Below are 25,976 nucleotides of genomic sequence, written 5' to 3' on the forward strand. Positions count from 1 at the left end.
CTATCTCCTTATTTTTTGCTTTGGAATAATGCCATTAAGTTCCCCAAACCCTCAAATAGTTCCGGCCATTCTGTTTCTATAGTGGCTTTATTTTTCAAAAACAAAGCTCCAATAAAAAAAGACAAAAATGCCTTCCCTGCTTTTACGTTTGTATCAGAAGGAAAAAATTGATCCAAAGCCGTTCGATACGAATGAAAGGAATCTTCCACTAACTCTGCCAATTCATTGGAGTCATTCAGTTGTCTCTTTACATCCACTGCGAGCAAAACCAAATTCATAAAATGATCTTCCCTCTTCGCGACGAAATTCATGATATCTTCCAGGCTAAACTGAGTTTCTGATAACTCCCGAATCTCCTTTTCATCAATGGCCACGACTTGTTTTACCATGGATTCAAAGAGAATCTCTTTCGTTGGAAAGTAATGATAAAGAGTTCCGGTAGAAACACCTAACTCTTTGGACAACTCACGCATCGAAACTGAAGACACCCCTTTGGTCACAAAAATAGGCATACACTTGGTTAAGAGTTCCGCCCGGTAAAGATCGTGATCGACTATCTTTGGCACAAGAAACACCTTTTATTTATATCGAACGATTGATATAAATAATTACTTATTCCACAATTTGTCCATTCTTTTTTCAAAGTCATAACATAAATTCCCATTTTTTCTCTAATTTCCATATAGGGCTAGTTCTTTCCCTATCCCTTTTCCACTCCTAGCTGTCAATTGCGGAAATTGGGCCAAATGGGATAGAAATGTAAGAAAGTTCAGGTAAGAATGGGGGATCATTCTGGCAAGAGATGAGGGTCACCAACTGGCTAGCGAGGGGAAAAGGAAACTAGCTTACTTAAGAAAGTTAGTTTCCAATGGTGGCAGCTTACTTTCGAGAGCGGATTTCTAATTTTAATAACTTTCTTTGGAAAGCGGATTTCAAATGACTCCGGCTTACTTAAGAAAGTGAGTTTCTATTTCTAGCAAGTTTCGCATCAAAATAGCTCAACTTGGAAAGTGGGCAATTGCTTACAGGATTTATACCGGAGACTGGCTTTCGAATTAAACTGACTTTCTTTAGACAGTCAGTTTCATATTCCACTGATCTGAGAAAGAAAGTGACTTTCCCAATACACCAACAAACAATCTTTTCTGGCTGCAAAAAGTAAGTGACTTACCTTTTCCCATCCCTCACTTTTTCCCTAATCGCAAACAGAAAGTCTAGGAACATGCTCTTAGCAAAGGAAAAAACCAAATGAATCATAAAATTTCCGTATTAACCACCACCGCCCTCTTCTACTTCCTATTTAGTTGCACCGGCACAAGACCGGATACCTTGGGAGTCAAATCAGAGAAACTAGCAGAATGTCCCAAAACTCCAAACTGTGTCAGTAGTTTTGCAGACCCGAGCGACTTGGAACATTATAGAAGTTCCGTTCCTTATAAAAAACCCTTGGCCGCGGCACAACTATCTTTAAAAGAAAAATTGGAACAGTCACCCAGAGTCAAACTCATCCAAGTAAATACAAACTATATTTATGCGGAGTTTACTTCACTGATCATGCGTTATGTGGATGACGTGGAATTTTATTTTGATGAAAAAAACAAAATCCTTCACTTTCGATCGGCTTCAAGATTAGGAAAATCTGATTTTGGTGTGAACCGAAAACGAATCGAGTTAATTCTGAAAGATTTGGAAATCTAATCATACAAAGTATTTTTAGATTTTCCAAACCTTGTATTCAGTTTTAAGTTTTTTTATGTTTCGCGTGGATTTCCTGAAGGGAATTCACGGAAAAACCTTTATCTTTCATTTCCACCAAACCATGAATCAGTGCCTTTGCCGCTTGTGCGGTAGTTAAACAAGGCACTTTGTATTTAATGGCAGCTTGCCGGATCGTAAAAGCATTTTCACGAGTGACCCTTGAGAGTGGTGTGTTGATGATCAAATGGATTTTCTTTTCTTTGATGTAATCAATCACATTCGGAAAGTATCCGTCGTAGATTTTATTAATTTTACTAGAAAGGATTCCATTGTCGGAAAGAAATTTATGAGTTCCTTCTGTGGCAATGATATTGTATCCTAAGTTCGATAAGGAACGAACTGACTCTAACAATTCTTTTTTAGTTTTATCATTGATGGTCACAAAGACGGTTCCATGTTTAGGTGGTTCTTCCCCTGCCATGATCTGAGCTTTGACAAAGGCTTCTCCTTTTGTCATCGCAACACCCATCACTTCCCCAGTGGACCTCATCTCTGGACCAAGGATGGTATCAACACCTGGGAACTTACTAAAAGGTAATACTGCCTCTTTTACAGTAATCATAGGTGCAGAAAAACGTTTCCCTAGTTTAAAGGATGCCAAAGTTTCACCTAACATAAGTCTAACGGCAATTTTCACAACCGGGATACCAATTGACTTAGCGACAAAAGGTACAGTTCTCGAAGCACGAGGATTTACTTCCAAAACATACAAAGTTTCTTCTTTGATTGCATATTGTACGTTGATCAAACCCTTTACATCTAATTCCAAAGCCAAACGGTAGGTTGCTTCTTCAATTTCTTGTAACATTCGTTGAGAAATGGATTGAGGAGGTAATACACAAGCCGAGTCACCAGAGTGAATCCCTGCTTCTTCAATATGTTCCATTATCCCTGCAATAAAAACATCTTTGCCGTCACATAGAGCATCCACATCTACTTCGATGGCATCTTGTAAAAAGGAATCCACAAGAAGTGGTCTATCTTCCGATACCTCTTCTGCCTCTTCCATGTATTTATCAAGTTCTGACTCTTCGTTTACAATGAGCATTGCCCTTCCACCCAATACATAGGATGGTCTAACAAGAACCGGGTATCCAATTTTTCTGGCAATTTCCCTTGCTTTGTCTTTGGAGGCCGCTATTCCATTGTCAGGTGATTTTAAATTTAGTTTTTCTAAAACTTCAGCGAAACGTTTACGATCTTCCGCACGGTCAATCGAGTCAGGACTTGTTCCCATAATAGGAACTCCTCTTTTTTCGAGAGCTTTTGCTAATTTCAAAGGAGTTTGTCCACCTAACTGAACAATCACACCGTCAGGTTTTTCTTTTTTGAAAATTGCCATTACATCTTCAAGACTTAATGGTTCAAAATACAATCGGTCGGAAGTATCGTAGTCTGTGGAAACTGTTTCTGGATTGGAGTTGACCATAATGGATTCCACTCCTGCTTCTTGTAAGGAAAAGGAGGCATGACAACAACAATAATCAAACTCTATCCCTTGGCCAATTCGGTTTGGTCCACCACCAAGAATCATCACTTTCTTTTTGGAAGTGACTTCAGCTTCATCTTCTTCGTCATAAGAAGAATACATATAAGGTGTGAATGCTTCGAATTCACCAGCACAAGTATCAATTCTTTTGTATACTGGATGGATATTTTTTTCTTCTAAGAATTTTTCTATGGACTCTTCTTCATCGCGAAGGGTTTTTTCTACTTTTGCTTTGGTGATTTCAATGGCTGCACCGCTACGAACTTGGGCGAGTATTTGTTCTTCTTTCAAAAGAAAGGCAAGTTGGCGATTGGAAAAACCAGATTTTTTCATCTCTTCAATGATGGCCTTTCCCTCTTTACGAAATTTGTTTTCTAAAAGATATAATTCTTCGAATTGATAAAGAAACCATGGATCTATTTTACAAATTTCAAAAATTTCTTCGACACTCATTCCAAAGTCAAATGCCATCTTCACATAAAAAATTCGTTTGTCAGTTGGTCTTTTTACCTTTGCTGTTAGCCAGGTTTTTCTTTCTTCTTTGGGGTTCGATTCCCACTCTAAAAGTTCTTTTAGGTATCCATCACTACCAAAACCAAAACGATCGGTTTCCAGAGATCTCAGTGCTTTTTGAAAACTTTCTTTGAAGTTACGACCAATGGCCATGGCTTCCCCAACGGCTTTCATTTGAACACCTAAGGTTGGATCAGAACCTGGGAATTTTTCAAAAGCAAATCTTGGAATTTTGGTCACAACATAATCAATGGAAGGTTCAAAACTTGCTGGTGTCACTCGAGTGATGTCATTCCTGATTTCGTCTAAGGTGTAACCGATAGAAAGTAATGCTGCAATTTTTGCGATAGGAAATCCTGTGGCTTTTGATGCCAATGCGGAAGAACGTGAAACACGCGGATTCATTTCAATGACAATGACATCTCCGTTTTCTGGATTCACGGCAAATTGGATATTGGAACCACCGGTTTCCACTCCAATTTCCCTTATGATATCAATCGACATATCGCGAAGTCTTTGGTATTCTTTATCACTTAACGTTTGTTGTGGGGCAACTGTGATTGAATCTCCTGTATGGACACCCATTGGATCCAAATTTTCAATCGAACAAATGATGACTACGTTGTCCGCAAGGTCTCTCATCACCTCTAACTCGAACTCTTTCCAACCCATCACCGACTCTTCCACTAATACTTGTGAGATGGGAGATGCAGAGAGTCCTTTTTGAGCAATTTCTTCGAATTCAGATTCTTCGTAACAAGTTCCACCACCAGTTCCACCTAAAGTGAAAGCCGGTCGAATGATGATTGGAAACCCAATTTCATCCTTTGCTTTTCTAGCCGCTTCCATGTCGGAAACCATAAATGATTTTGCAACACGAATCCCCAGTTTTTCCATCGCTAGTTTGAATAGTTCCCTATCCTCTGCTTTACGAATGGCCTCAACCTTAGCACCTATGAGTTCGACATTATATTTCTCTAAAACTCCTTCTTTGTGGAGTGCTAAAGCTAAGTTCAAAGCAGTTTGTCCACCTACTGTTGGTAAGATGGCATCCGGTTTTTCTTTTTTGATAATTTTTTCTAATACAGGGACTGTGAGTGGTTCGATATAAGTGGCATCCGCAAGATCGGGATCCGTCATAATTGTGGCCGGATTGGAATTTACGAGAATGACTCGTATCCCCTTTTCCCTAAGGGCCTTTGTTGCCTGGGTTCCGGAGTAGTCAAATTCGCATGCCTGCCCGATGACGATAGGTCCGGATCCGATGATCAAAATTGATTTTAAGTCGTTACGTTGCGGCATAGTTTCCTCTTTTATTTTCCCATTTATTTTTAGTTTTCATTGATATCTGATAAAGAACTTGGTATTAAATACTCTCCCGCGAGAGAGGCGTCTTCCCATTGAATCACAGTTTGGTATAACATGTCTTTCATTTTTGTTGCCATAGGGTGGTTCGGGTAAAGATTCTTTGTGTTTAGAGGATCTTTTTTACGGTCATACAATTCAAAAACCACTCCTTGGCGTGTGGGAATATAAATGAGTTTGTAATTGGAATTTTGAACAGACCTATGTTTTGAAAAAGCAATGGTTTCTCTGTAAATTGGATCTGTGATCATAATTTGGTAATCTTCTTCTGGGATTACTTGGTGGAGAGAAAGGATGTTCGGATAAGGAATTCTTTGTTTTTGAAAAAAATGATCCCCAGCATCCGAAAACCAAATTCCAGTTTCCGCATATACCAAACGATCATCTTCCCAATTTGATTTTCCAAACATTGGCAATAACGATCTACCAGGGAACTTTTGTTTGGTGGTAAGATTAAAATATTCCATAAGAGTCGGATAAATATCCACACTGGATGTAATTCCGAAAAACTCATTGTCTGGTTTCGTAGGGTTTGTTGATTTAGGAAATTTTATAATAAAAGGAACATGGGTGACTGCTTCCCCACGTAAATGTTCTCCATGCCCTTGACCATGTACATCTTCATACAAAGCTTCCCCGTGGTCGGCAGTGAGTATGATGATGGCTTCGTCATAAATCTCTTTGTCTTTTAATTCAGAAATGATCTCTCCAAATTCAGAATCAAAGGCAAATACAGCACTATCAAAAAGCCCACGAATTTGTTTTGTTTCTAATTCATCGGGAGTTGTAGAGTTTGTGGGATCTACAAACTTTAAATATTTATACTTACCATAATAATTGGGATCGGTAAATGTTTTGTAATATGGGTATGCTGGTGTGTAAGGGAAATGTATGACACTGGAAAAGTAGGTTACAGAAAATGAATCTTTTCCTTCTCGATGGAGAACCGATCGGAATCTGTCTAAAATTCGACTACCATCTCCCCAAGTGGACAATCCGTCCATTTCTTCCAAATACATCCCACCAGAAAACCAAGAACCTGTAAGAAAAGGCATAAGGAAAAGTTGGGACTCGGCTGTCCGTTGAACCGTCATAATGCGAGCATTAAAATTCGGTGCATGAACCTCATCAAATCCAAAGTTGGCACGGGGGAAAATATCGGCGGCAAAACTTCCAATCGCATAACTACGGTATCCAATTTCTTTTAACTTTTGTTGGATTGTGGAAAAAGCAGGAGATCCGATTCGCTTTTTTTCTTCCGGTGAAGGAAACATATCACGAACCTTGTGGCTCATTGCATATTGGCCGGTGAGTAAATCTGCCCAACTAGGAAAGGTGCGAGGGATGGTGGTATGATGGTCGTGAAATACAAATCCATCTTTGGCAAACAAATCAATCTTAGGAGTGATGCTCTTTCCACCAATTTTATAACCAATTTTGTCATATCTGAGGGAATCTGCGGCGATGATAAAAACAGGAGGTTTTTCTTTTTCATTCGAATGAGTGAATGCCTCAATCCTAGTCCAGATACCTGGAACTAAATAAAAAAGGATTAAAAGAAAAAGAATGATTCCATAGGACTTGATATGAATCCTTTGGTATTGTTTGCCTTGCCAGAATAGAATCGCAAAATAAAAGATTCCGACCATATAATAACCGGAAATATGTACTAACCCAAGGATTAGAACATGAACCAAAACGAAAAAACTCTCTTTGTTTTTATGTAGGTAAATTTGTAAGGATAACACGGAAAGAAACACTAAGATTAGTATTCCGAGAACCAAGGTAAAATACCCAGGACTTGTATGGTCTGTTAAAAAATATAAAAATGGTGCAAAGGTAGGATAACGGAAAAAAAAGAACTCTCCGTAAATTTGTGGATAACTCACCATCGAATGCAGTAAAGCCAAACATTCAATGAAAACAACCCAAGCAGACAAATGAATCCAAGAAACATCTGATTGTTTTAGAAAATGGTAAGTTAAATAAACGAGAGAAAAAAGACTTAGGTGTAGAAAAAGAGAAACTGAAAAAACTTTGAAAGTTGTGGAAAGATAAACCCCAAAAAAAGCACCTAAGTACTGTTTGAGGAAGTCACCTACGTCTACTCCCATGATTGTAAAACTAGTATTAAAGATTAGAAAAAATAGATAAAAAAAAACGGTAAACCAAATGGCAAGTTTAAGGATTCGGATAGGGAAAAGAGGGGCTTGGATCGGACCCATTAGAGTCATAATTCCAGGCCCTCTTTATCCGTAAACTTTTCCTAGTCCAGATTTTCCGAAATCCTCACAGTTTCATTCGGCCATTCGGCGTGGGTTTCCGGAGAATACATGGCTTCCACCCGTGTGGCAGGCAATTGGAAGGTGCCCGTATGGTTCAATCGGAAACTGTGCTCTAAGGTATGTGTCCCTTTCGGTAGGTATTCAAAATACGCTCTGTACTGAGATAAGGTCTTTTCTTCAAAACTCAAATAATAGGAAGAATCCCCCGATTTAGAGTCTTGTGTGATGATGGACTCCCGACCAAATCCCCGTCCCAAAGGTAGGGAACCTGGTGGGATCGGGTCTTCCACAACCACCCAAGTTTTATCGGAATCAGCTTGGATTTCAATCGTGACACGGATGGTATCTCCTTTGGATAAAACCCCAGGCTTTGCCACCTGCAAAGGTTCCCAAGTTCGTTTCAATCGGTAACCACTGGAGATAGGTGCTTTTAATGGAAGGATGGATTTCACCGACCATTCCACCCAAGGTTTCCCCTTTCCATCATAACTTACAGATACAGATTCAGGGCTCGTTCCAATGGATTGTGTTACCGTTTGTTTTCCGTTAGGTTCTAAATTTAAAGTTTCTTTAGCGGATTGGATAGAAATTTTTCCACCAGTCACTTTTTCGGATTCCAAAAGTTTACTCACCCGATCAAAAACCAAAATGGAATAGGCATTTCCAAGGGTAGTATCATAACTTCCCTTTTTTTGCATTTTGACAAAGGCTTTGATGAGCCTTGGCATATCTTTTTTATAACTTGGTTCAGAGAATGCCCAAAGTAAAAGTTTTGCCATCGTATAATCACGGCTTCCCAAAATCCACCAAGGATTGGTAAAACCGGAATCAGCTACCATAAGTTCTGATCCTTGGATGTTTAGCCTGGATCGCAATGTACTTGTCAGGCGAGACTTTACAGATCCATCTCCCCCATTCACCCGACCCCAAATTTCAGAAAGGTCAATGAGAGATGCCGTTGGTAAAAACTCGATCCCTTCAAAAATGGGCCTTACTTGTTCCCATTCATAAGTTTGGTAACGAGTGAGAGCTTCCCATACAATGATCTTACGCACAATGGAGTCGGCACCAAATTTGTATCTTTCTCCCTTCACTCGTCCTTCTAAATAACCTTGTAGGCCAACAATCATTCGACCCAATGTTTCCTCTGGGATTTTTTTGTTTGCCAATTGTGCCGATGTTAATACGTAAGCGGTTAGGATTTCGCTTCCATTTTCCATTCGAGCAAAGTATTTCACAAGTCCATCATAATCCAAAAAGGAATTCAAATCAGCGAATACATCATTCCACATGGGCTCAGATTTGAGACCAATGGCTTTTGACACTCGTTGTTCCATACAATAGTATGGGTAATTTTGAAAATAAGTTTGGATTCCAGAAAGGCTAGTAAGAATCGTAGGAGAGGCCTTCCACACCATCTTACCCGAGTTTGGTTTGGAACCTTCGGGAACTTGGACGGATTCTTTGATGGGCGATTCATACAAAAATAATCCGGCTTGGTAAACCCGTTCTGTGTCCACAGGCAAAACCGTTTGATCTACGGACAATTGGTCAAGGACATTGCCATTAGGTGAGGAAACTTCCAAATGGAACTTTCGTTTGGTGGTATTTTCAGGAACGGTTAAATCCCAGAACACAACTTTTGTTTCCCCTGATCCCAACATCGCTGATTTAGTTTCCAATTCCACTTTGGATTCCGTTCCATTGATTGAGTCTGCCACAGAAAGACGCAACCGAAGTTGTTCTTTATTTTCTCCCGCATTCCGAAGTGTCACTTCATGACGAAGGTTATCACCTAACCGAACCACTGGCGGAATTCCAGAGAAGGATTGGATTTTTTGAGTGGTTTGGATTTTTGCCATTCCTGTTCCAAACTCTTTGGCACCGGAAGTAGCCACGGCAACAATGCGAAAACTGGTAAGGGAATCATTTAAAGGAAAACTAAATTTATACTTTCCATCCTTTCCGATGATGGCCTTTCCTTTCCAATACACCAAAGTATCAAAAAGAGACCGAGTGGATTGTTTTCCACCGCCACCCCCATCTGGTTTTGCCTTTAGGCCAAAATGTCGTTTTCCAATGATCTGTGATTGAGCCGTGGAAGTTCCGACAGAATGAGGTCTTGTTCCCATCATTGTATCGAGTAAGTTCCAAGTAGGATTGGGGGAAAGTTCCAGAAGTGCTTCATCCACAACTGCCAAAGTCACCTCTGTCGATTCCAGAGGAACTTTTCCATCGGAAGTTTTGATTTCCAATTCCACGTTAGCAGTTTCTCTGACTTGGTAGAGTTTTTTATCGGGACTAACCGAAACGGACAAAGTGTACGGTTTGGAACCTACTTTTAACATGGTAAGGCCCAAACGGTATCCCGGTTTTGCCAAATCCACAAGGCCAGTGGGTTTAGGATCACCCACACGACCCCGCACCAGTAAAACCGAGACAAAAACATTGGGTGCATATTCCTTTTTGATAGGAATCGAAATCACAGGATCTTTGCCTGAGACTTGTGTCACAAAATAATCAAGAACCCCTTCTCTTTCTAAACTCACAAGGGCTGTTGCTTCGCGGAAAGGGGAACGAATTTGAACTTTGATGGTTTCTCCGACATCGACACTCCTTTTTTCAGGTAAAATGTCCATACGGTTGTGGTCACTCACATCAAACCAGGCTTCTTGTTTGGAACTCACCCAAACACTATAACTAGAGTTAGTGGCATTCCCATCAGCATCTTTAGTTTCTGCGAGAAAAACGATATCACCTACAGCAGGGGATTTTCCTTCACAAATGAGAATCCCTTTGGAATCGGTTTTTCCTTCACAGAATTCTCCGAGTTTAGTGACCTCTTCATAGTGTTCGTAAGCATAAAATCCACCAACAAGGCGTTTTCTGTTGGAATAAAATTCTCTTTTGTAAGCCGTAACTTTTATTTTTTGGGAAGAGATGGCTTTGTCTTTAGAATTTAAAGCAACTAATTGAAGTTTTACGTTATCTTCAGTGAATAACCAACCATCCGGTAAAATTCCTAAATGCACTTCGGACTGGGAAACGGGAAAACTTCTAGAGACAGTTTGAATTTCACCGGATGGATCGGCATATTCCATTTCTACTTGGAAACTTCCGTAACCAGTAACTGGTTTTAATCCACTGAAGGTATATTGTAAAAATCCCTTGGGATCGGTTTTGAGTGCCGTGGATAAAACTGTTGGTTTTGTTTCTTCCGCTTCTTCTTCCTCATACCCACTCACCTTCCATTTTCCTTCCGTTATTTTTTCTGGAGAAAAAGTAAATGCCGAATATTCTTCTTTAGGAGAATAAAAACTAGGAACCACTTGGGAACGAATTTTGACTGGAAACCCACCGGCCCCTCCTCCCGATAAATATTCTAATCCAAATAGAACTTTGGATTCTTTTGGAGATACTAACTCTTGTTTGTCGCCCGCAAGTTGAATATTTCCTTTGACCACCGGAAGACGAAATTCCTCCACTCGGAACTGAGTGACGGTTTCTCCATAACTTGCGTCATCATTTGAATAGGGATAATAAACAATATAAACCCCATGTTTTGCCGTTTTTGGAATTTTAAATTCGGATTCGGACTGACCAGGAAATGACCAAACAAGTGGTAAAGGATATGCCTCACCGGAACCTTCATGTTTGATGATGACTTGTGATGGATAATCCTTTGGATCCGCAGGTGTTAAACCCTTGTTTCCAAATCCACGCCGAACATGTCTTAGGTGAACGGTTTCTCCTTTTTTAAATAAGGTTCTATCGAGCACAATGGATTTGATTTCTTTCGAATGGCCTGTAGAGGTACTTGGCAATTGGTAACGCCAACTTTCAATCCCTTTGTCCCAGATGCTTGAGGTAAAACTAATGTCATCGTTTTTTTGAACAAAGATGGTAAGTCCAGAACCTAACTCATGATAACCGCAATAAGGAACCTCTTGGAAATTTAAATTTCCAAATAACATACTTCCATCTTTTCCAGTGATCCCGGCTCCGCGCAAATTCCCCTTACAATCCAGGATTTTGATTTGGACTCCTGCCTCTGGTAGGCCTTGGTCTAAATTTGTCACCCATACAAGACTTGTATCCTTTCCCCATTTGAAATGAGCCGAGAGGTTTGTGACTAGGGCTGCACTGGATACATACATCTTTCCTTTTTTTTCTAACAAACTATTTCCAAGGATATCACTTGCCAGTTCGACCACATAAAATCCGGGAGTATCCAGAGGAATCCCAACCACTTCCATTGGTTTTTTCCCATTCGGTTTCGGAAGAGTGAAAGAAGAAATGCCTGAAGATGTGGGCGGATTTTGAAAGACTGATTGTTCTCTTTCTCTTGTGGCTAAAACTTGGAACCATTTTTGGATCTCTAAAATATCCATGGTCTTTTGGCTTTTTCCACCTACACCGAGAGAAACTGATTTCATCGGAAGATTGACTTCTAAATTACGAAGTGTAACCGGTAACGCTGGTTTGGCTTTCGATTCTAAAATTCCAAATTTGGCACCAAACTTTGCAAGAGGTGGAAATTCATCTGTTTTAAACTTCAATGGAAAGGAAGTTTGGTTGGATAATTTTCTGTTTGTTTCATCTTCCAAATCGGGAATTCGAATTTCAAATTCTGTATTTTCAGGAAAAGGTCCAGGGAAACTCACCCATTCATAAAACTCATTTCCTTTTTCTGCTTGGGGCGACTGAGGGAATTCCTTTCCCTCTTTGGAAACAAGTTTGATTTTTTGTAAACTATCCCGAGAGACCGCCGAACTAAAAGACAGCGAAACAGGAAGGATAGGAATACAATCTGCTTTTGCATTCACTCGTTCGCAAGTAAAGCGAACTGAAAATACAGATCTTACTGTAAAGGGAATGACTTCGTCTTCACGGATTTCACCACCCCAAACCGATTTAGTTCCTTTTCCTAGAACCAATTGGATTTGTCTCTCTGGCAAAAAAGTTTGTTTGGATTTTAGAAGGACAGTTTCTTCTCTATCTGTGTCTCCGGTTGATTGTAATATTGACTTGCGATCAGATCCTGTGATGAGGACAATCGGAATCCGGTTTCCCAGTTCTTCCGAACGAAAGTATACATACTTTTGAAACGAGGTTAAGTCTGGTTTTGCATCCAGGTGCAAAATAAAAATTTGATCTTCAGTGATAGAGGCTCCGTTGTAAGGAGTGGAATACTGGACTGATGGTCCACCCGTATGGAAAGAAAATTTGCGTTCCCCTTGTACAGTCTCACCGCTTAAAGTTTTGGTTCCCTCTTTCAATTGGAAGGAACATTCAACGCCACCTGGGACTTCCGCTTCAAATTCATAAACCCAAGTTGTGGAATCAATAAAACGACTGGTTCCCGGCAAAGGGCAATTCACTTGGAAGATATCAACTTTGGGGCGTATATCACCAAGCGCCACCATGGGTTTTGTGAACCGAACGGTCACCTGTTTGGGTTGTTTGATAAATCCATTCGGTGTAAAAAATTCAATACTTGCAGGTTGGCTTTGTGTAAAATCAGAACGAACCAAAAAAAGGGAAAGGAGTAAAAGGATAGGATAACGAAACCGAACGAACATGGAGAGAATTTAGGAAGAGGAATTTCTTTGGAAAGAAAAAAAAGAAAATCAGGGATATTGACCCCTCCCTGCGGGTATCATAAGGAGAAACATCTATGAACGATATTTAGACCCTTTCACCTGTGGAAAGGTTTCTAATTGCCGGAAAACTTTCCGCCAAGACTCATTTTTTCCCTTAAAATTTAAGGGAAAAAGCGATCACAAAAAAATCCTCTTTCTTGGAAGTCTGCGAGTCTCGGTAAACAAAAATCGAATCGGCTGACCTTCGGTAGACATATTCAAATCTAAGTAAACCTGGATCAAATTTAAGAATATCAAAGGTAGTTGTGTATCCGTTACTCATAAATCCATTACGAGTGCCTGTGTTTGCCATGACCTGGAGTGGATCATAAAAACGTTCGATACGAAAACTCAACCGATACTCAGGAGCGATTTTATAACTGAACCAAATTGTCCCATGATACCATTGTCTATATGCATGGGAAGAAGTTTCGCGATATTCCCCCAAACTCGAATCATAAGCCGCTAACCATGGTTCGTAGACAAAACTTTCTTTTGCTTTTTGCGCTCCCACATCGAACTGTCCGACTAAACTCAACTGATCAGAGACCATCCATTCCAAAATTGTATTTTGGTAGTAACGCATTTGTTTTCTTTCGTTATTTGGTGCTTCGTTTCCGGCAAATTGGTTCAGTGTTAAAATTAAATTTGGACTAAACAAATATTTAATCTGGCTTCCGAATGCCTTATCTTTATTATTATCTGTAATGTTTTGCCAACCATTCAACACCTGCAATTGTCCACTCAGTTTGTCTGAAAACTGGTGAGTCAATCGAACCCCAGAAGAATAATAAGGAACATAATCCAAGGCAAAGGCTCTTGTATAGTTCACATTGTTATGTGAGATCCAAGACTCATGACCGATATTTCCAAAAAAAATTCCAACATCAAGCCAAGTGTCCTTCGCAATCTTAAAACCAGCATATGCCTCTTGGATATTTTTAACTGAGTTTTGATTTGAATATTTTTCAGTAGATACCTCTCCCGCATAATTTGCGTTTACGGAAGTTCCCCACTGCAATGCAAACCTACCTCTGTATTTTTTCTCATCAATCCGAGCTTCTAAATATGCCAAGTTGATATTGAACTCATTATTTCTTACAGCTTGCGTTGTATAATTTCGTTCTGTATCTTTTGGTAAGTTTCGATTGTATAAATAGTAGGAATCAACAAATCCACCCATTTGAATGGAATTTGCCAAAGATACCGTTTTCGGAAGGGAAACTGTTTCCTCTTTTTTATCAGAAATCTTTGTTTCTTCTGCTGCGACCTGTGATTGTGATTGGATCGGATACACAAACCCAATACAGATAATTATCTCCAGATAGAGAACTGATTTTAATACCTTTGTATATTTCCAAAAAATATTTGGAAATATTTTAAATTGATCTAACATCATCAGATCAATTTAGCACTTTTTGTTTTGAGTTACAATGGTTCGCGAATTATGATCTTCTAATTTACCTTAAGAACTCATTAAGATAGATAAAATGATCTTTTCTTTAAAAACTTTGGAATTAAGATTGGGTCACCCAACGATAACCAATGCCTGGCTCCGTAATTAAAAATTTGGGTTCACTAGGTGAATCCTCAATTTTTTTTCTAAGCTGAGTGATATGAACTCTTAAGGAATTCATTTCATTTAACGCTTGTTCTCCCCAAATTTTTTTGATTAACACATCATGAGTGATGACTTTACCCGAATTTTTAATTAAAAAAGTAAGGATTTGAAATTCTGTTGGGGTCAATCGAATTTGAACCTGATTTTTAACAACCTGGTGATTGACAAAATCCACCGTTAAACTTTCTTTTTCCCAATTGGAAGGAGTTTCTTCCACGGGGAGTCTACGCAGGGCCGTCCGAATCCTAGCAAGTAACTCACCCATACTAAATGGTTTTGTAATATAATCATCAGCACCAGAATCAAGTAAGGAAATTTTGTCTTCCTCAGAACTCATCACTGACAAAACAATAAAAGGAATTTCCGAAAATTGGCGGACTTCTTTGATTACCTCTAACCCAGAACCATCCGGCAATTGTAAATCGAGTAAAACTAATTTTGGCGAATGAAGAGCAATGGATTCTATGGCTTCTTTTTTAGATATTGCCTCAATGGTTTGATACCCTTTTGCCTCGAGAGCGATGCGTAACATCTTGCGAATGGCACCATCGTCATCGACAAGTAAAATCAAATCTTTACCCATAAGAAGGTAATAGTTTAAAAATAGGGAATGTCAATGAGAAACCTGGCACCACCTTCTTTTCGATTCATTGCCTCGATACTTCCTCCGTGTAACTCAATGATGGATTTCGAAATGGCAAGGCCAAGACCAGTTCCAATTTTTCCAGAAGACTCCCCTCTATAAAACTTTTGAAAGATCCGAGAGGAATCAAGCGGAAGACCGTTTCCGTTATCTTCCACAATCCATTGAAAGGAACTTTCGGTTTTTGAGAGTGATATCCAAATGGTTGATCCGCTCTGAGTATACATACAAGCATTATACAACAAATTAAAAATGGCATGCGAAAAGAGAACACGATCTAGTTCTAAAGGAAAATCCAAATCATTTAACTGAATTTTTATCAAATGATTGATTTTATTTTTTCCTAAGTAAGAGATAGAATCATGGATGATCTCGGAAGGATAAACTTTTTCTTTCTTCAAAGTCAAATACCCCGATTCAATTCGACTGATATCCAGTAAGTTTCCTAAAAGCAAATTTAATACAAGCGAACTTTCCTGAATTTCTTCAACCAAATCTTTTCTAACTTTTGGATTTGCATCTATTTCTGGATCGAGCAATGCAGAAGCAGAACCTTGGATGGATGTGAGTGGGGTTTTCAGTTCATGCGATAAGGAATTAAAAATTAGATTGTAAACTTTTTCCGATTCTTTTAATAAAAAATTTTTTTTAGAATCCTCAGAAAGAATATCTCTATCAAGAGCCAGAGCTACTTGGTTTGCTACCGTATTCAGTAAAATCTCTTTTTCCAAACTCGGTTCTTCCTCTGTCACAATATTGATGACTCCACTGATCCCACCCGGAGACACCAGGGGATAAAAAGTAGCATTTGCCAAAGACAAAGTTTCTGTATATTTACCTGCTGGTTTCCCATTTTTAATCGTCCACGTAGCAACCGCTAAATCCTTGGTATCTTCGATAGCGGGTGAAAATTCGCCTGCTTGATAAAAATGAAGTTTCACGGGAAAAGGAAAAATTCGTTTAAAAAAGGTCTCTCCTGTTTTAATGATTTCTGAAGAAGTTGATGTTTGAGATAAATTTCTAGTCAGTTCATATAAAATGGAAAGTTTTTCCTCCCTTGACTTAAGTTTTGATTCATTTTTTTTAAGTCTCGCCGTCAAACTTCCGTTAATTAGAGCGATCAACATAAAAATAACGAACATCAATGCATCTTCTAACTTCGAAATGTAAAATGTATACAGTGGAGGGATAAATAAAAAGTTCCAAAACGATGCAGAAAGAATGGCGGCAAGTAACACAGGGCCCCTACTGAAGAACATTCCAAGAACTGCCACATAAAACAAATACAGAATGGAAATTGTCCAATACCCAATATAGGAAAGCAAAATTTGGTTACAAAAAGTCACAAGGGAGGTCAATGCAAACACAGATATATATTGACGAATCCCCGAAGATGGAATTAGTTTCTTATAAAAATCGAATTGATAGTTTTGATCATAAGTATAAGGAACTACAATAATTTCTACATCTCTAAGTTGTTTGATGATTTTTGAAGAAATATTATTTTGAAACAAATCCCAAAAAAAACTTTTTTTAGACCCGCCGATCATCAATCGATTGATTCTTTTTTCCCTTGCCACCGCCACAATTCCTACCACGGGATCTGCTTCAAAGGAATGGACTACCTCTGCACCTAACTCTTTGGCAAAACGAATATGGGAACGTATGGAATTTGCAGCTTCCAAACTTTTATCTTCATCGTTCTCTGAAAAAATTGCATACAATTCGGAATTCCTTTCTAATGCCAATCTTTTCGCATATCTAAGTAAAGTTTTGGAATGGGGGCTTGCCGAAATGGCTACCAAAATTCGTTCTCTTCCCTGTGTCATTCGTTTTTCCACATACTTTGCCGTATACGACAAAGACAATTCCCGAAGATAGGTTAGATTTTCTTTACGAAAAAAGTTTTCTTTTGCAGAAACTATTTTTTCTGGAATGTAAACCTTACCTTCAGATAGTCTTTTTAATAATTCATCTGGTATAATATCGATTAACACAAGTTCATCGGCCCTTTCCAAAATACTATCTGGTATGGTTTCTTTGACTGGACTTTGGATGATTTTTTCGATGGAGTCTACTTGGCTTTCTAAATGTTGTACATTGACTGTTGATAAAACATTGATGCCGGCATCGATCAATAAAAAAACATCTTGGTATCTTTTTTTATTGATCGAACCAGGAATATTGGTATGGGCTAATTCATCGACTAAAACGTAACCTGGTTTTTCCTTTAGGATCAATTCGACATCCATTTCCTCCCATACTTTTTCTCGATATTCGATTGATTTAAGAGGAATACTTTCAAGCCCTTCGATTAATGCCTTTGTTTCTTCTCTCCCGTGACTTTCGACAATGCCGATTTTTATATCTTCCCCATCTTCTTTTAAGTGATGGGCCTCGGTTAACATTGCATAGGTTTTACCCACACCCGGAGACATTCCGAAATAAACTTTTAGAAAACCTTTTTTTTTCGGTTCTTCCTGATTGGCTAAGGAAAGAAAATCTTCCGGTCTTTTTTCTTCATTCATCTTTCAATTGTTTCCAGGAAACATTCAGTTTTGTCACATTCACTCGTTTCTGACCTATCATTCCAAATAACGGATATTCCGTATTTTTATCAATCAACTCATTGATGACTTCTAACGGAACTTTGGAATGTTTATTTAGGAATTCCGCTTGTTCACGAGCACAGGTTACTGAGATATGTGGATCAAGTCCAGACCCTGAAGCATACAAAAGTTCGGGACAACGATCGGGCCGAAGGCCTAAACTTTCCAATTCCGATTTCCTAGTTTCCACAAAGGTTTTTAAATGGGAACTAGATGGACTTAAATTGGAAGCACCACTTGGTATTGTATTGTAATTGGCCGCACTGGGCCGATACAAAAACATATTTTCCATGTTAACCTTTTGCGCTAATAATTCAGAGCCAATGATATTTCCTTGGTTTACCACCAAACTTCCATTTGCCTGAAATGGAAAAAAAGTTTGGCTGAGACCTGTGACAGAAAGTGGATAGATAAATCCGAAAACTAAAATGGATAAGAAAAAAAATCGAATGGCGATTTCCCATTGGTTTGATGTTTCGTTCGACTTCATAAATAACCTCCAGAGATAATTAAGTCAATGAGTTTGATTCCTAAAAATGGAAAGACCATTCCTCCACCACCATACATCAGAAAATTTCGTAGTAAGGCAGAATCAGGGGACTTGGGAACGTACTTCACTCCGCGAAGGGAAAGAGGGATGAGTGCCGGAATGACAAGGGCATTAAAAATCACAGCAGCTAAAATGGCATGATCTGGACTTGATAGATGCATGATGTTTAGCGGAGCTAAAGGCAAAAACAAAGCGGGTAAGATAGCAAAGTATTTAGCAACGTCATTGGCAATACTAAAAGTAGTCAGTGCTCCCCTTGTCATCAGAAGTTGTTTTCCAATCTCTACAATTTCAATGAGTTTACTTGGGTTACTATCTAAATCGATCATATTCCCTGCTTCTCTTGCCGTTTGAGTTCCTGTATTCATAGCAACACCAACATCAGATTGTGCAAGAGCCGGTGCATCATTGGTTCCATCCCCAATCATTGCCACCAAATATCCGTTTGTTTGTTCTTCTCGAATCCGTTTTAGTTTTGCTTCCGGTGTAGCCTCTGCGATAAAATCATCCACACCTGCCTCTGCCGCTATGGCCGCAGCCGTGAGAGGATTATCACCAGTAATCATCACTGTGCGAATTCCCATCCTCCTTAAAGTACTGAACCTTTCTTTCAGTCCTCCTTTCACAATGTCTTTTAATTCAATCACACCCAGTAATCTTTCGCCTTCCGTGACAAATATGGGAGTGCTCCCTTTTTTAGAAATTTCATCAGATATCTTTTGAATGGATTCAGGAACGGTTCCTCCTAAGGATTCTATATATTTTCTAATGGAATCGGAGGCACCTTTACGAATGTTTCGAACCAGTTTTCCATTTTCGTAAATTTCAACCCCACTCATTTTTGTGGATGCAGAAAAAGGAATCCAACGAACATCTAAAGAATTTAAATTTCTTTCACGGATTGCATACTTCTGTTTGGCGAGAACCACAATGGATCTTCCTTCCGGTGTTTCATCAGAAAGGGATGAAAGTTGACTGGCATCGGCCAACTCTTCTTCACTCACTCCCAAAGTAGGATAAAAACGATGGGCTTCTCTGTTTCCGAGTGTGATGGTTCCTGTTTTATCTAATAACAAAACGTGAATGTCACCGGCGGCTTCTACGGCCTTTCCACTTTTTGCAATCACATTACAACGAATCAACCTTTCCATCCCTGATATCCCAATCGCACTTAAAAGTGCGGCAATGGTAGTAGGAATGAGACAAATAAATATTGCCAACCACACAGAAAACCGAAAGTTCCAATTTTGACCAATCTCATTTCCCACAAAGTTGGCAATGGGAATCAGAGAAAGAACCGTTAACAGAAACAAAATGGTCAGTGCAAAAAGTACGATGCCTAATGCAATTTCGTTTGGCGTTTTTTGTCTGGTAGCTCCTTCAATCATTGAGATCATTTTATCAATAAAACTCTCTCCAGGTTTCGTTGTCATTTTGATGTACAAATGATCGGAGATCACTCGAGTACCTCCCGTAACCGCTGACCTATCCCCACCACTCTCTCGAATGACGGGTGCTGATTCGCCGGTCACTGCTGATTCATCAACACTTGCAATTCCTAAGACAACTTCTCCATCACCAGGGATTGTATCTCCCGCTTTTACATAAACGATATCGTTGATTTTTAATTCACTAGAGATGATTTCTTTATAATTTAAGTCTCCAATAGAATCCACTTTTTTAGAAATAGTTTTGGATCTTGTTTTTCGTAAACTATCGGCTCTTGCTTTACCTCTCCCTTCCGCCACACTTTCAGCAAAGTTTGCAAAAAACAAAGTGACGAGAAGCCAAAAGAATATAGGCAATTCGTTTTGAAACGGAACCTTCGAACTCCAATAATAAAAGATTTGCAATAGAAGTAAAAAAGTACCAATCCAAACAGTTGCCATCACGGGATTAGAAAATGCATACTTAGGAGAAAACTTACGAACCGCATCCAGGAGTGATGTTGTAAATAGTTCTTTTGATATTAGATTTTTTGAATTTGTCATATAAGCCTCTTAAAAGAATATTCCTTTATTGATTAGTAATTGTTCCAAAATTGGCCCGAGTGCCAGAACAGGAAAAAAAGAAAGGCCACAAACAATTAATATAACGGAGAAGAGTAAAACTCCAAACAATACAGAATCCAATTTAAAGTTTCCATCCGAAGATTTAGTAGTGACTTTTCCTCCGAGACTGCCTGCGACAAAAACAACTGCATAAATGACACTAAATCTTCCGACTAACATCGAGATCCCCAAAGATAAATTTCCCCATAATGTATCAGCCGAAAATCCAGCAAAAGCAGAACCATTATTACCTGCAGCGGAACTATAGGCATAAAGGATTTGTGATAAGGCATGAGGGCCTTTCGCTGAATAACCTGATTCTAAAAAGATTGTGAAAGCGGAACCAAGAAGGATACAAACGGTTGGTGATAAAATTCCAAACAAAGTCCATTTGATTTCATAACTACCAATTTTTTTGCCAAAGTATTCCGGAGTCCTACCAATCATTAACCCAGACAAAAAAACGGTGAGTATCAAAAACAAAAACATTCCATACATTCCCGTCCCTACACCACCGAAAATAATTTCACCTAACATCATTTGAAAAATAGCAATCCCTCCAGCTAACGGAGAATAACTATCAAACATAGAGTTCACCGAACCATTCGAAGCAGCAGTTGTTGCGGACAACCAGAGTGTGGATTCAGTCAAACTAAATCGAAATTCCTTTCCTTCCCAAAATCCCAAGTGATGGATTTCCGAGAAATAGGCTCCCGTAAACCCTAATATCAAAAATGAAAACATCACAAAGAATATCACCCAAACATGACGAAAGGAATTGGTAATTTTGCCGTATAAGAATACACAAGAAGCTGGCAAAAAAAGAATCGAAAACAATTGGATGAAGTTTGAAAGGGGTGTTGGATTTTCAAAGGGATGGGCGCTGTTCACACCAAAATAACCGCCACCATTGGTTCCAATTTGTTTGATGGCAATTTGTGAAGCCGCAGGTCCCATAGGTAAAATATTTGGCACTCCATCCATTCCTACGCTTTGAACAGGATTTTGAAAGGTTTGGATGACACCTTGCGAAACAAGGAATAAAGAAACAAAAAACGAAATCGGCAAAAGGATATAAAATGTAGACCGAAAAAGATCCGACCAAAAGTTTCCAAATCGGTTTGATTTCGTTGAAACAACGGTACGACTCACAAACGCTAATACAGAAATACCAACACCTGCACTTAAGAAATTTTGTGGAGTAAGTCCTACCATTTGGGAAAAACTACTCAGTTGGCTTTCACCTGAATATGCCTGCCAATTGGTATTTGTAATGAATGAGATTGTTGTATTCAGTGCTAGATCCCAATTCATTGCCGGAAGATGCAAAGGATTCATTGGCAAAAGATTTTGAAATTTTAAAATCAAAAACAAAATGACTGCCCCAAGGAAATGGAAAATGATGAGGCTATTCAAATATTGTTTTGGCGTTTGCGTGGGTGGTGCACCAGAAAACAAAAACTGGAACAGCTTCTTTTCCAGAGGCAAAGATTTAGCATTCAATACAAATGCCATATAGTATCCGACAAAGGGTGAAACTAAAATGAGTAACCCTAAATAGAATGGAAAATAAAGTAATTCAACCATAGAGAAATTCTCTCATGATTACTACTACAAGTAAATACCTCCCCACTTAAGGAGAAGGGAAATCACATTAAGAAAAGATTAAGACTCGTTTCCCTGATTTTGCGAAAAATACACCACAACAGCCCAAATCAATACAAGAAACAAAAAGAAAAGAAGTGAATACACTCCCTTGACAAACATCTCTGAATCCATCGACCCACGCCAAACAAGGTAAATAGAGTCTTTAGAAAAAGGGAGATCTTCCAAATCCCAAAGAGGCTCTAACAAAAGAACTCCTCCTGAAAACAAACTGGAAAGATGGCATTTACTATTATCTTTCGAATAACATATAGCATATAACGAAGGTTTTACGTATTTACCTGAGATGGAACGAATCTCTTTGTATTGAAAACGGATGACAGGCCCATACACAGATCCTCCGGACCTTTTCCGAACGAGAAGCGGAGAACGAAACTCACCAGCACTTGCATCATCCAAATAAAAATCGCGGAGGAATAAATAACGATACCCCAGGTAATGAGAAACTTCCTCTGGAAGAACATCCATCTTTGCTGTGATTCCCAAACTGTAACCAATCGAATCACCTAAAAATAAAATGGAATTTCCTCCTGCGAGTAAGGATAAAAAAACAGCAAGTAGGATCTTCAAACCAGTTTTTTTAGAAAGTAAAATTCCAAGAAACAAAACAGGCAAAAAAAGAATAATGATGGCCCAAACAGAAACGGAAAGAGGCAGATAAGCACCAAAAGGAAGTAAAAACAAACCAAACCCAAGGATAAAGGAAAACCCAATCCAAAAAACAAAATGGAAGGAGGCCGGCTCTTCATTTGGTTCTCGTTTTCTTCTGTTTTGATTTTCGACAAAACCAACAAACATTCGTTACTCCTTTACTTCAAATGAACTTCGAATGGTTTGCCAATAGAGTTCTGCGATCTCCTTTTCTCTTTTAGGATAAGACAAGGATAAAAAGTAACCTCTAGGTGCGTTATAAAGATAATACTCTTTCATTTCCATTGCAACTGAATTTCCAATTTCATCTACCTCTGTCCATTCGCTCAAATATTCGGATTTGGACTCTGTCCTTTTGAATCCCAACTTACGAATGAGAGCCGGTGATAAGGAACGCATAGAATCCCAAAACCGAAAATAATTTTTATTGTCCCAGAGTGGCCGAGATTTATCAAAACTAGAACCTACGGACAAAATGATCTTCGGTAGATTTTTTTTCTTTTTTCCAGATGTTTGCAGCTTTAAGGCTTCATCCCATTCTGTTTGGCCCTCCGGTAAATAATTGGAAAGAAACTGAACAAAACGTACCACCCGATAAATCGAATCTCTGTTTTCACCATAAATTCCCAAACGATTTCCATACAAACCTTCATAACGAAGATTTGAGGAAATTCGAATTCGATACCGAAAGGATTCTGATTCTAAAACCAAATGATCTTGCGGTTTTACAACTCCCACATAACAACCATAAGGATCACTGACTAAATCCAATGGGATGGTTTGGTCTGACCATTCATTGGCTGCACGATTCGTAATTTCATTGGAACGAACAAGCCAGTTTGGAAAAAATCCTGGTTCTTTTTCCCTTTGCAATCGGTAACAAAGATGGATGCCTTTTCCGAGGAAAACTACATCCTTCTCCTTACGAACATCATACAATGCTTCCAATTCTTTGGCGGCAATGTCTGCATCCGTAATGACAGGAAATTCTTTGATGTAATCATCATCGATGAGAAACCGCATAAGGCCTTTGGGCGAAACCAAATAATTTCGGCCAAAGGAATCTTTTTTTTTCACAGTGGACTGTTTGTTTTTATGTTCGGAAAGGAAACGGTGAAAACTCCGACTCTCCTCTTCTTCTGCATCCGAAATCCAAGGTTTTTGTAATAAGGGATCCACAATGATGTTTGGATTTGTTTGGGAAGGCAAAGATAAACCTGGAACAAAAAAGAATAAAACCAAAGATCCTAATTTTAGGGAAAATTTAGAAAATAGAAGAGAGTATTTCTCCCCTATCATGTTTATACCTGAAATTTAGATTGGATGAAGTTTAAGGCCATAGTAAAGATTTTAGAAAAATCTCGTTTATGGTTTTCGTCAGACACTCTTGATAAAATTCCTTTTAAGAGAGTTTGCACTTGGGTATAATTGGGAACTTCATAAAAAGATTTTTGGATATGTGGCCAAGCCATCTTTACCATTTGCATAAATTCAGGACTTCCTTTTTTGAACTCTTGAATCATACGATCTAATGTAAGTTTGACGATTTGAAAGTTTTTGAGTTTTTTAACAATCCCAACCAATACTTCCCGGCTCAATTCAGATTTAGAACTCATCATTTGAAAAAGAGAATTCCAATCCACAACTTCATTTTTTTGTTCTTTTAAAACTTGGGTGCGTAAAGACACAACTGCCTTTTCAAATTCAGAAAGACCACGTAACCAGTTTTGGTAACCCACTTGGTCAGCTTTGGTTTGGTATCCAGTGATAGTTTGCACAAGATCCATAAACTCTTTGACACTAAAAGATTCTAACTTAGCTAAATTGGGATCAATGACTGCGACTGGTTCTTCTTCAAAATCAACTTCGATGTCTTGTGAAAAATCATCGGAATCATCCGCACTAGACCCTGAACTTTGCGTAGACCTGGAATCTGAATCATCAAATTCTAAATCTTCAATTTCATATTCATCGGAATTAGATTGGTTGTTAGTTGGTGTTGTTTCAACGACTGGATTGTCTTTGGGATCCGGGCCAATTTTGATGTCTAAGGTCTCACCTGTGAGAATATCCCCAAAAGTTTCTACAATTTCCAAAAGAATGGATTTGTCTTTTTCAGGGATGAGGGTTTGTTTTTTGACAACTGGTGTCGGTGGTGCGTTGGCAATGGCCAAAGCGTCTGTTAGGGAAACTGGCTCTTTTTCTGATTCCGCACTGGCCGGCATAGAAAGAGCGGCCTTTGCTGATTCAGCCATCAAACCTTTTGGTTCAATGATCTCTCCCGTCAGTGGATTTTCGAGAACTGTTAAAATTCCTTTTTGGGCAAAAACAAAATCTTTAGGATGAGTGACTTGCAAGCTTTCTACAATTTCTTCGGCAATGGAGGCAAAACTAGGAGCCGGGGCATTTGCTAGTTTTTCCAACTCTTGGGCTTTTAGTTTATCCTGTACTTTATTCAGGACTTCGATAAAATTAGAATTTAAATATGTTGAAACTTCGTTTTGAGGAACACCTAACATCGTCGCAAACTGCGGGAGGTGTTCAAAAAAATGGTCGGTTTTTTTGATATTACCCGTCATGTAGGATTTGATTTGTTTTGCGACCTCTTCCACTTTTGCCGGATCCATTTTACGAGCTTTTAGAAGTTTTTTGAAAATATCAATATGGGCGTGAAAATAGGATAAGAACTCCCCATAAGCGGTGAATTCATATTCTCCGTGCGCTTTTTTTTCTAAAACCTTTTTAGAACCGTCTGACATAATAGAATCTCATCCAATGCATAGGAAAAGTCACAAGGGTCAAGATTTTTACGAACCGATTGACGAAATGCAGGGAGAACGGAGTTTAGGAATATGAATCGTTTGTTCGTCTTGTTTGTGTTGTGTTTTGTCATGATCTTCTCTACATCCTGCGAAAAGAGAGAAGACAATACTGTAAGAAATAATCTTTTAACTTTCCTGGCGACATGTACGGGAGGAAGTTTAGAAGCTTGTAATGCTGGTTGTGCAGGAAAATACCCTGACGTGACTGGTGATAATTATCCAGCTGCTTCTGCTTGTTTTACCGCTTGTTCTACGAATTGTAACTTATCTACCACCCTTCTCCTACTTTCCAACAAGTAAGAGAGGATTTTT

15 protein-coding genes are annotated in these 25,976 nt (G+C 38.9%); 2 read left to right on the forward strand and 13 right to left on the reverse strand.

The features are described from left to right. Nucleotides 1-8: 8 nt before the first annotated feature. Complete coding sequence (locus EHQ24_RS05735; protein WP_135600768.1) at nt 9-512, reverse strand: TetR/AcrR family transcriptional regulator; 504 nt, start codon at nt 510-512, stop codon at nt 9-11. Between the two features lie 736 nt (nt 513-1,248). On the opposite strand from EHQ24_RS05735, the gene EHQ24_RS05740 reads away from it, so the two are divergent. Then, complete coding sequence (locus EHQ24_RS05740) at nt 1,249-1,698, forward strand: DUF1499 domain-containing protein (RefSeq protein ID WP_135600690.1); 450 nt, start codon at nt 1,249-1,251, stop codon at nt 1,696-1,698. A 43-nt stretch (nt 1,699-1,741) separates the two neighbouring features. Here the strand turns inward: EHQ24_RS05740 and carB are convergent, their stop codons facing one another. The 12 genes from carB to EHQ24_RS05800 form a co-directional block, all read right to left on the reverse strand. Next, nucleotides 1,742-5,062 (reverse strand): carbamoyl-phosphate synthase large subunit, encoded by a 3,321-nt coding sequence (carB, locus tag EHQ24_RS05745; protein ID WP_135600691.1) that lies wholly within the window; start codon nt 5,060-5,062, stop codon nt 1,742-1,744. A gap of 29 nt (nt 5,063-5,091) precedes the next feature. After that, nucleotides 5,092-7,350 (reverse strand): sulfatase family protein, encoded by a 2,259-nt coding sequence (locus EHQ24_RS05750; protein WP_135600692.1) that lies wholly within the window; start codon nt 7,348-7,350, stop codon nt 5,092-5,094. Nucleotides 7,351-7,391: 41 nt separating this feature from the next. Continuing rightward, the gene (locus EHQ24_RS05755) at nt 7,392-12,992 is read right to left on the reverse strand and encodes an alpha-2-macroglobulin family protein (RefSeq protein WP_135600693.1); all 5,601 of its coding nucleotides are present in this window, start codon (nt 12,990-12,992) and stop codon (nt 7,392-7,394) included. Between the two features lie 175 nt (nt 12,993-13,167). Then, a complete protein-coding gene (locus EHQ24_RS05760) occupies nt 13,168-14,451 on the reverse strand; it encodes a porin (protein WP_244310304.1) in 1,284 nt (427 codons plus the stop codon). Nucleotides 14,452-14,569: 118 nt separating this feature from the next. Beyond that, entirely contained in the window at nt 14,570-15,256 is a 687-nt protein-coding gene (locus tag EHQ24_RS05765) for a response regulator (protein ID WP_135600694.1), read from the reverse strand. 14 nt (nt 15,257-15,270) lie between these two features. After that, nucleotides 15,271-17,844, reverse strand: coding sequence for a sensor histidine kinase (locus EHQ24_RS05770; RefSeq protein ID WP_135600695.1), 2,574 nt, complete (start codon nt 17,842-17,844; stop codon nt 15,271-15,273). Continuing rightward, the gene (locus EHQ24_RS05775) at nt 17,837-18,415 is read right to left on the reverse strand and encodes a potassium-transporting ATPase subunit C (RefSeq protein WP_135600696.1); all 579 of its coding nucleotides are present in this window, start codon (nt 18,413-18,415) and stop codon (nt 17,837-17,839) included. Before EHQ24_RS05775 ends, EHQ24_RS05770 begins: the two co-directional genes overlap by 8 nt. Then, nucleotides 18,412-20,466, reverse strand: coding sequence for a potassium-transporting ATPase subunit KdpB (kdpB, locus tag EHQ24_RS05780; protein ID WP_135600697.1), 2,055 nt, complete (start codon nt 20,464-20,466; stop codon nt 18,412-18,414). Before kdpB ends, EHQ24_RS05775 begins: the two co-directional genes overlap by 4 nt. A 9-nt stretch (nt 20,467-20,475) precedes the next feature. Further along, entirely contained in the window at nt 20,476-22,113 is a 1,638-nt protein-coding gene (kdpA, locus tag EHQ24_RS05785; protein ID WP_135600698.1) for a potassium-transporting ATPase subunit KdpA, read from the reverse strand. Nucleotides 22,114-22,191: 78 nt separating this feature from the next. Then, nucleotides 22,192-22,989, reverse strand: a complete 798-nt coding sequence (locus tag EHQ24_RS05790; protein WP_135600699.1) for a hypothetical protein — start codon at nt 22,987-22,989, stop codon at nt 22,192-22,194. Between the two features lie 3 nt (nt 22,990-22,992). Then, nucleotides 22,993-24,141, reverse strand: a complete 1,149-nt coding sequence (locus EHQ24_RS05795) for an LIC10775 family protein (RefSeq protein ID WP_135600700.1) — start codon at nt 24,139-24,141, stop codon at nt 22,993-22,995. Nucleotides 24,142-24,143: 2 nt separating this feature from the next. Next, nucleotides 24,144-25,601, reverse strand: a complete 1,458-nt coding sequence (locus EHQ24_RS05800; RefSeq protein WP_135600701.1) for a hypothetical protein — start codon at nt 25,599-25,601, stop codon at nt 24,144-24,146. A 93-nt stretch (nt 25,602-25,694) separates the two neighbouring features. On the opposite strand from EHQ24_RS05800, the gene EHQ24_RS05805 reads away from it, so the two are divergent. Beyond that, the gene (locus EHQ24_RS05805; protein WP_244310305.1) at nt 25,695-25,964 is read left to right on the forward strand and encodes a hypothetical protein; all 270 of its coding nucleotides are present in this window, start codon (nt 25,695-25,697) and stop codon (nt 25,962-25,964) included. The last annotated feature ends 12 nt before the right edge of the window (nt 25,965-25,976 follow it).

Origin of the sequence: Leptospira noumeaensis, from assembly GCF_004770765.1 — a bacterium.
Taxonomy (GTDB): domain Bacteria; phylum Spirochaetota; class Leptospiria; order Leptospirales; family Leptospiraceae; genus Leptospira_A; species Leptospira_A noumeaensis.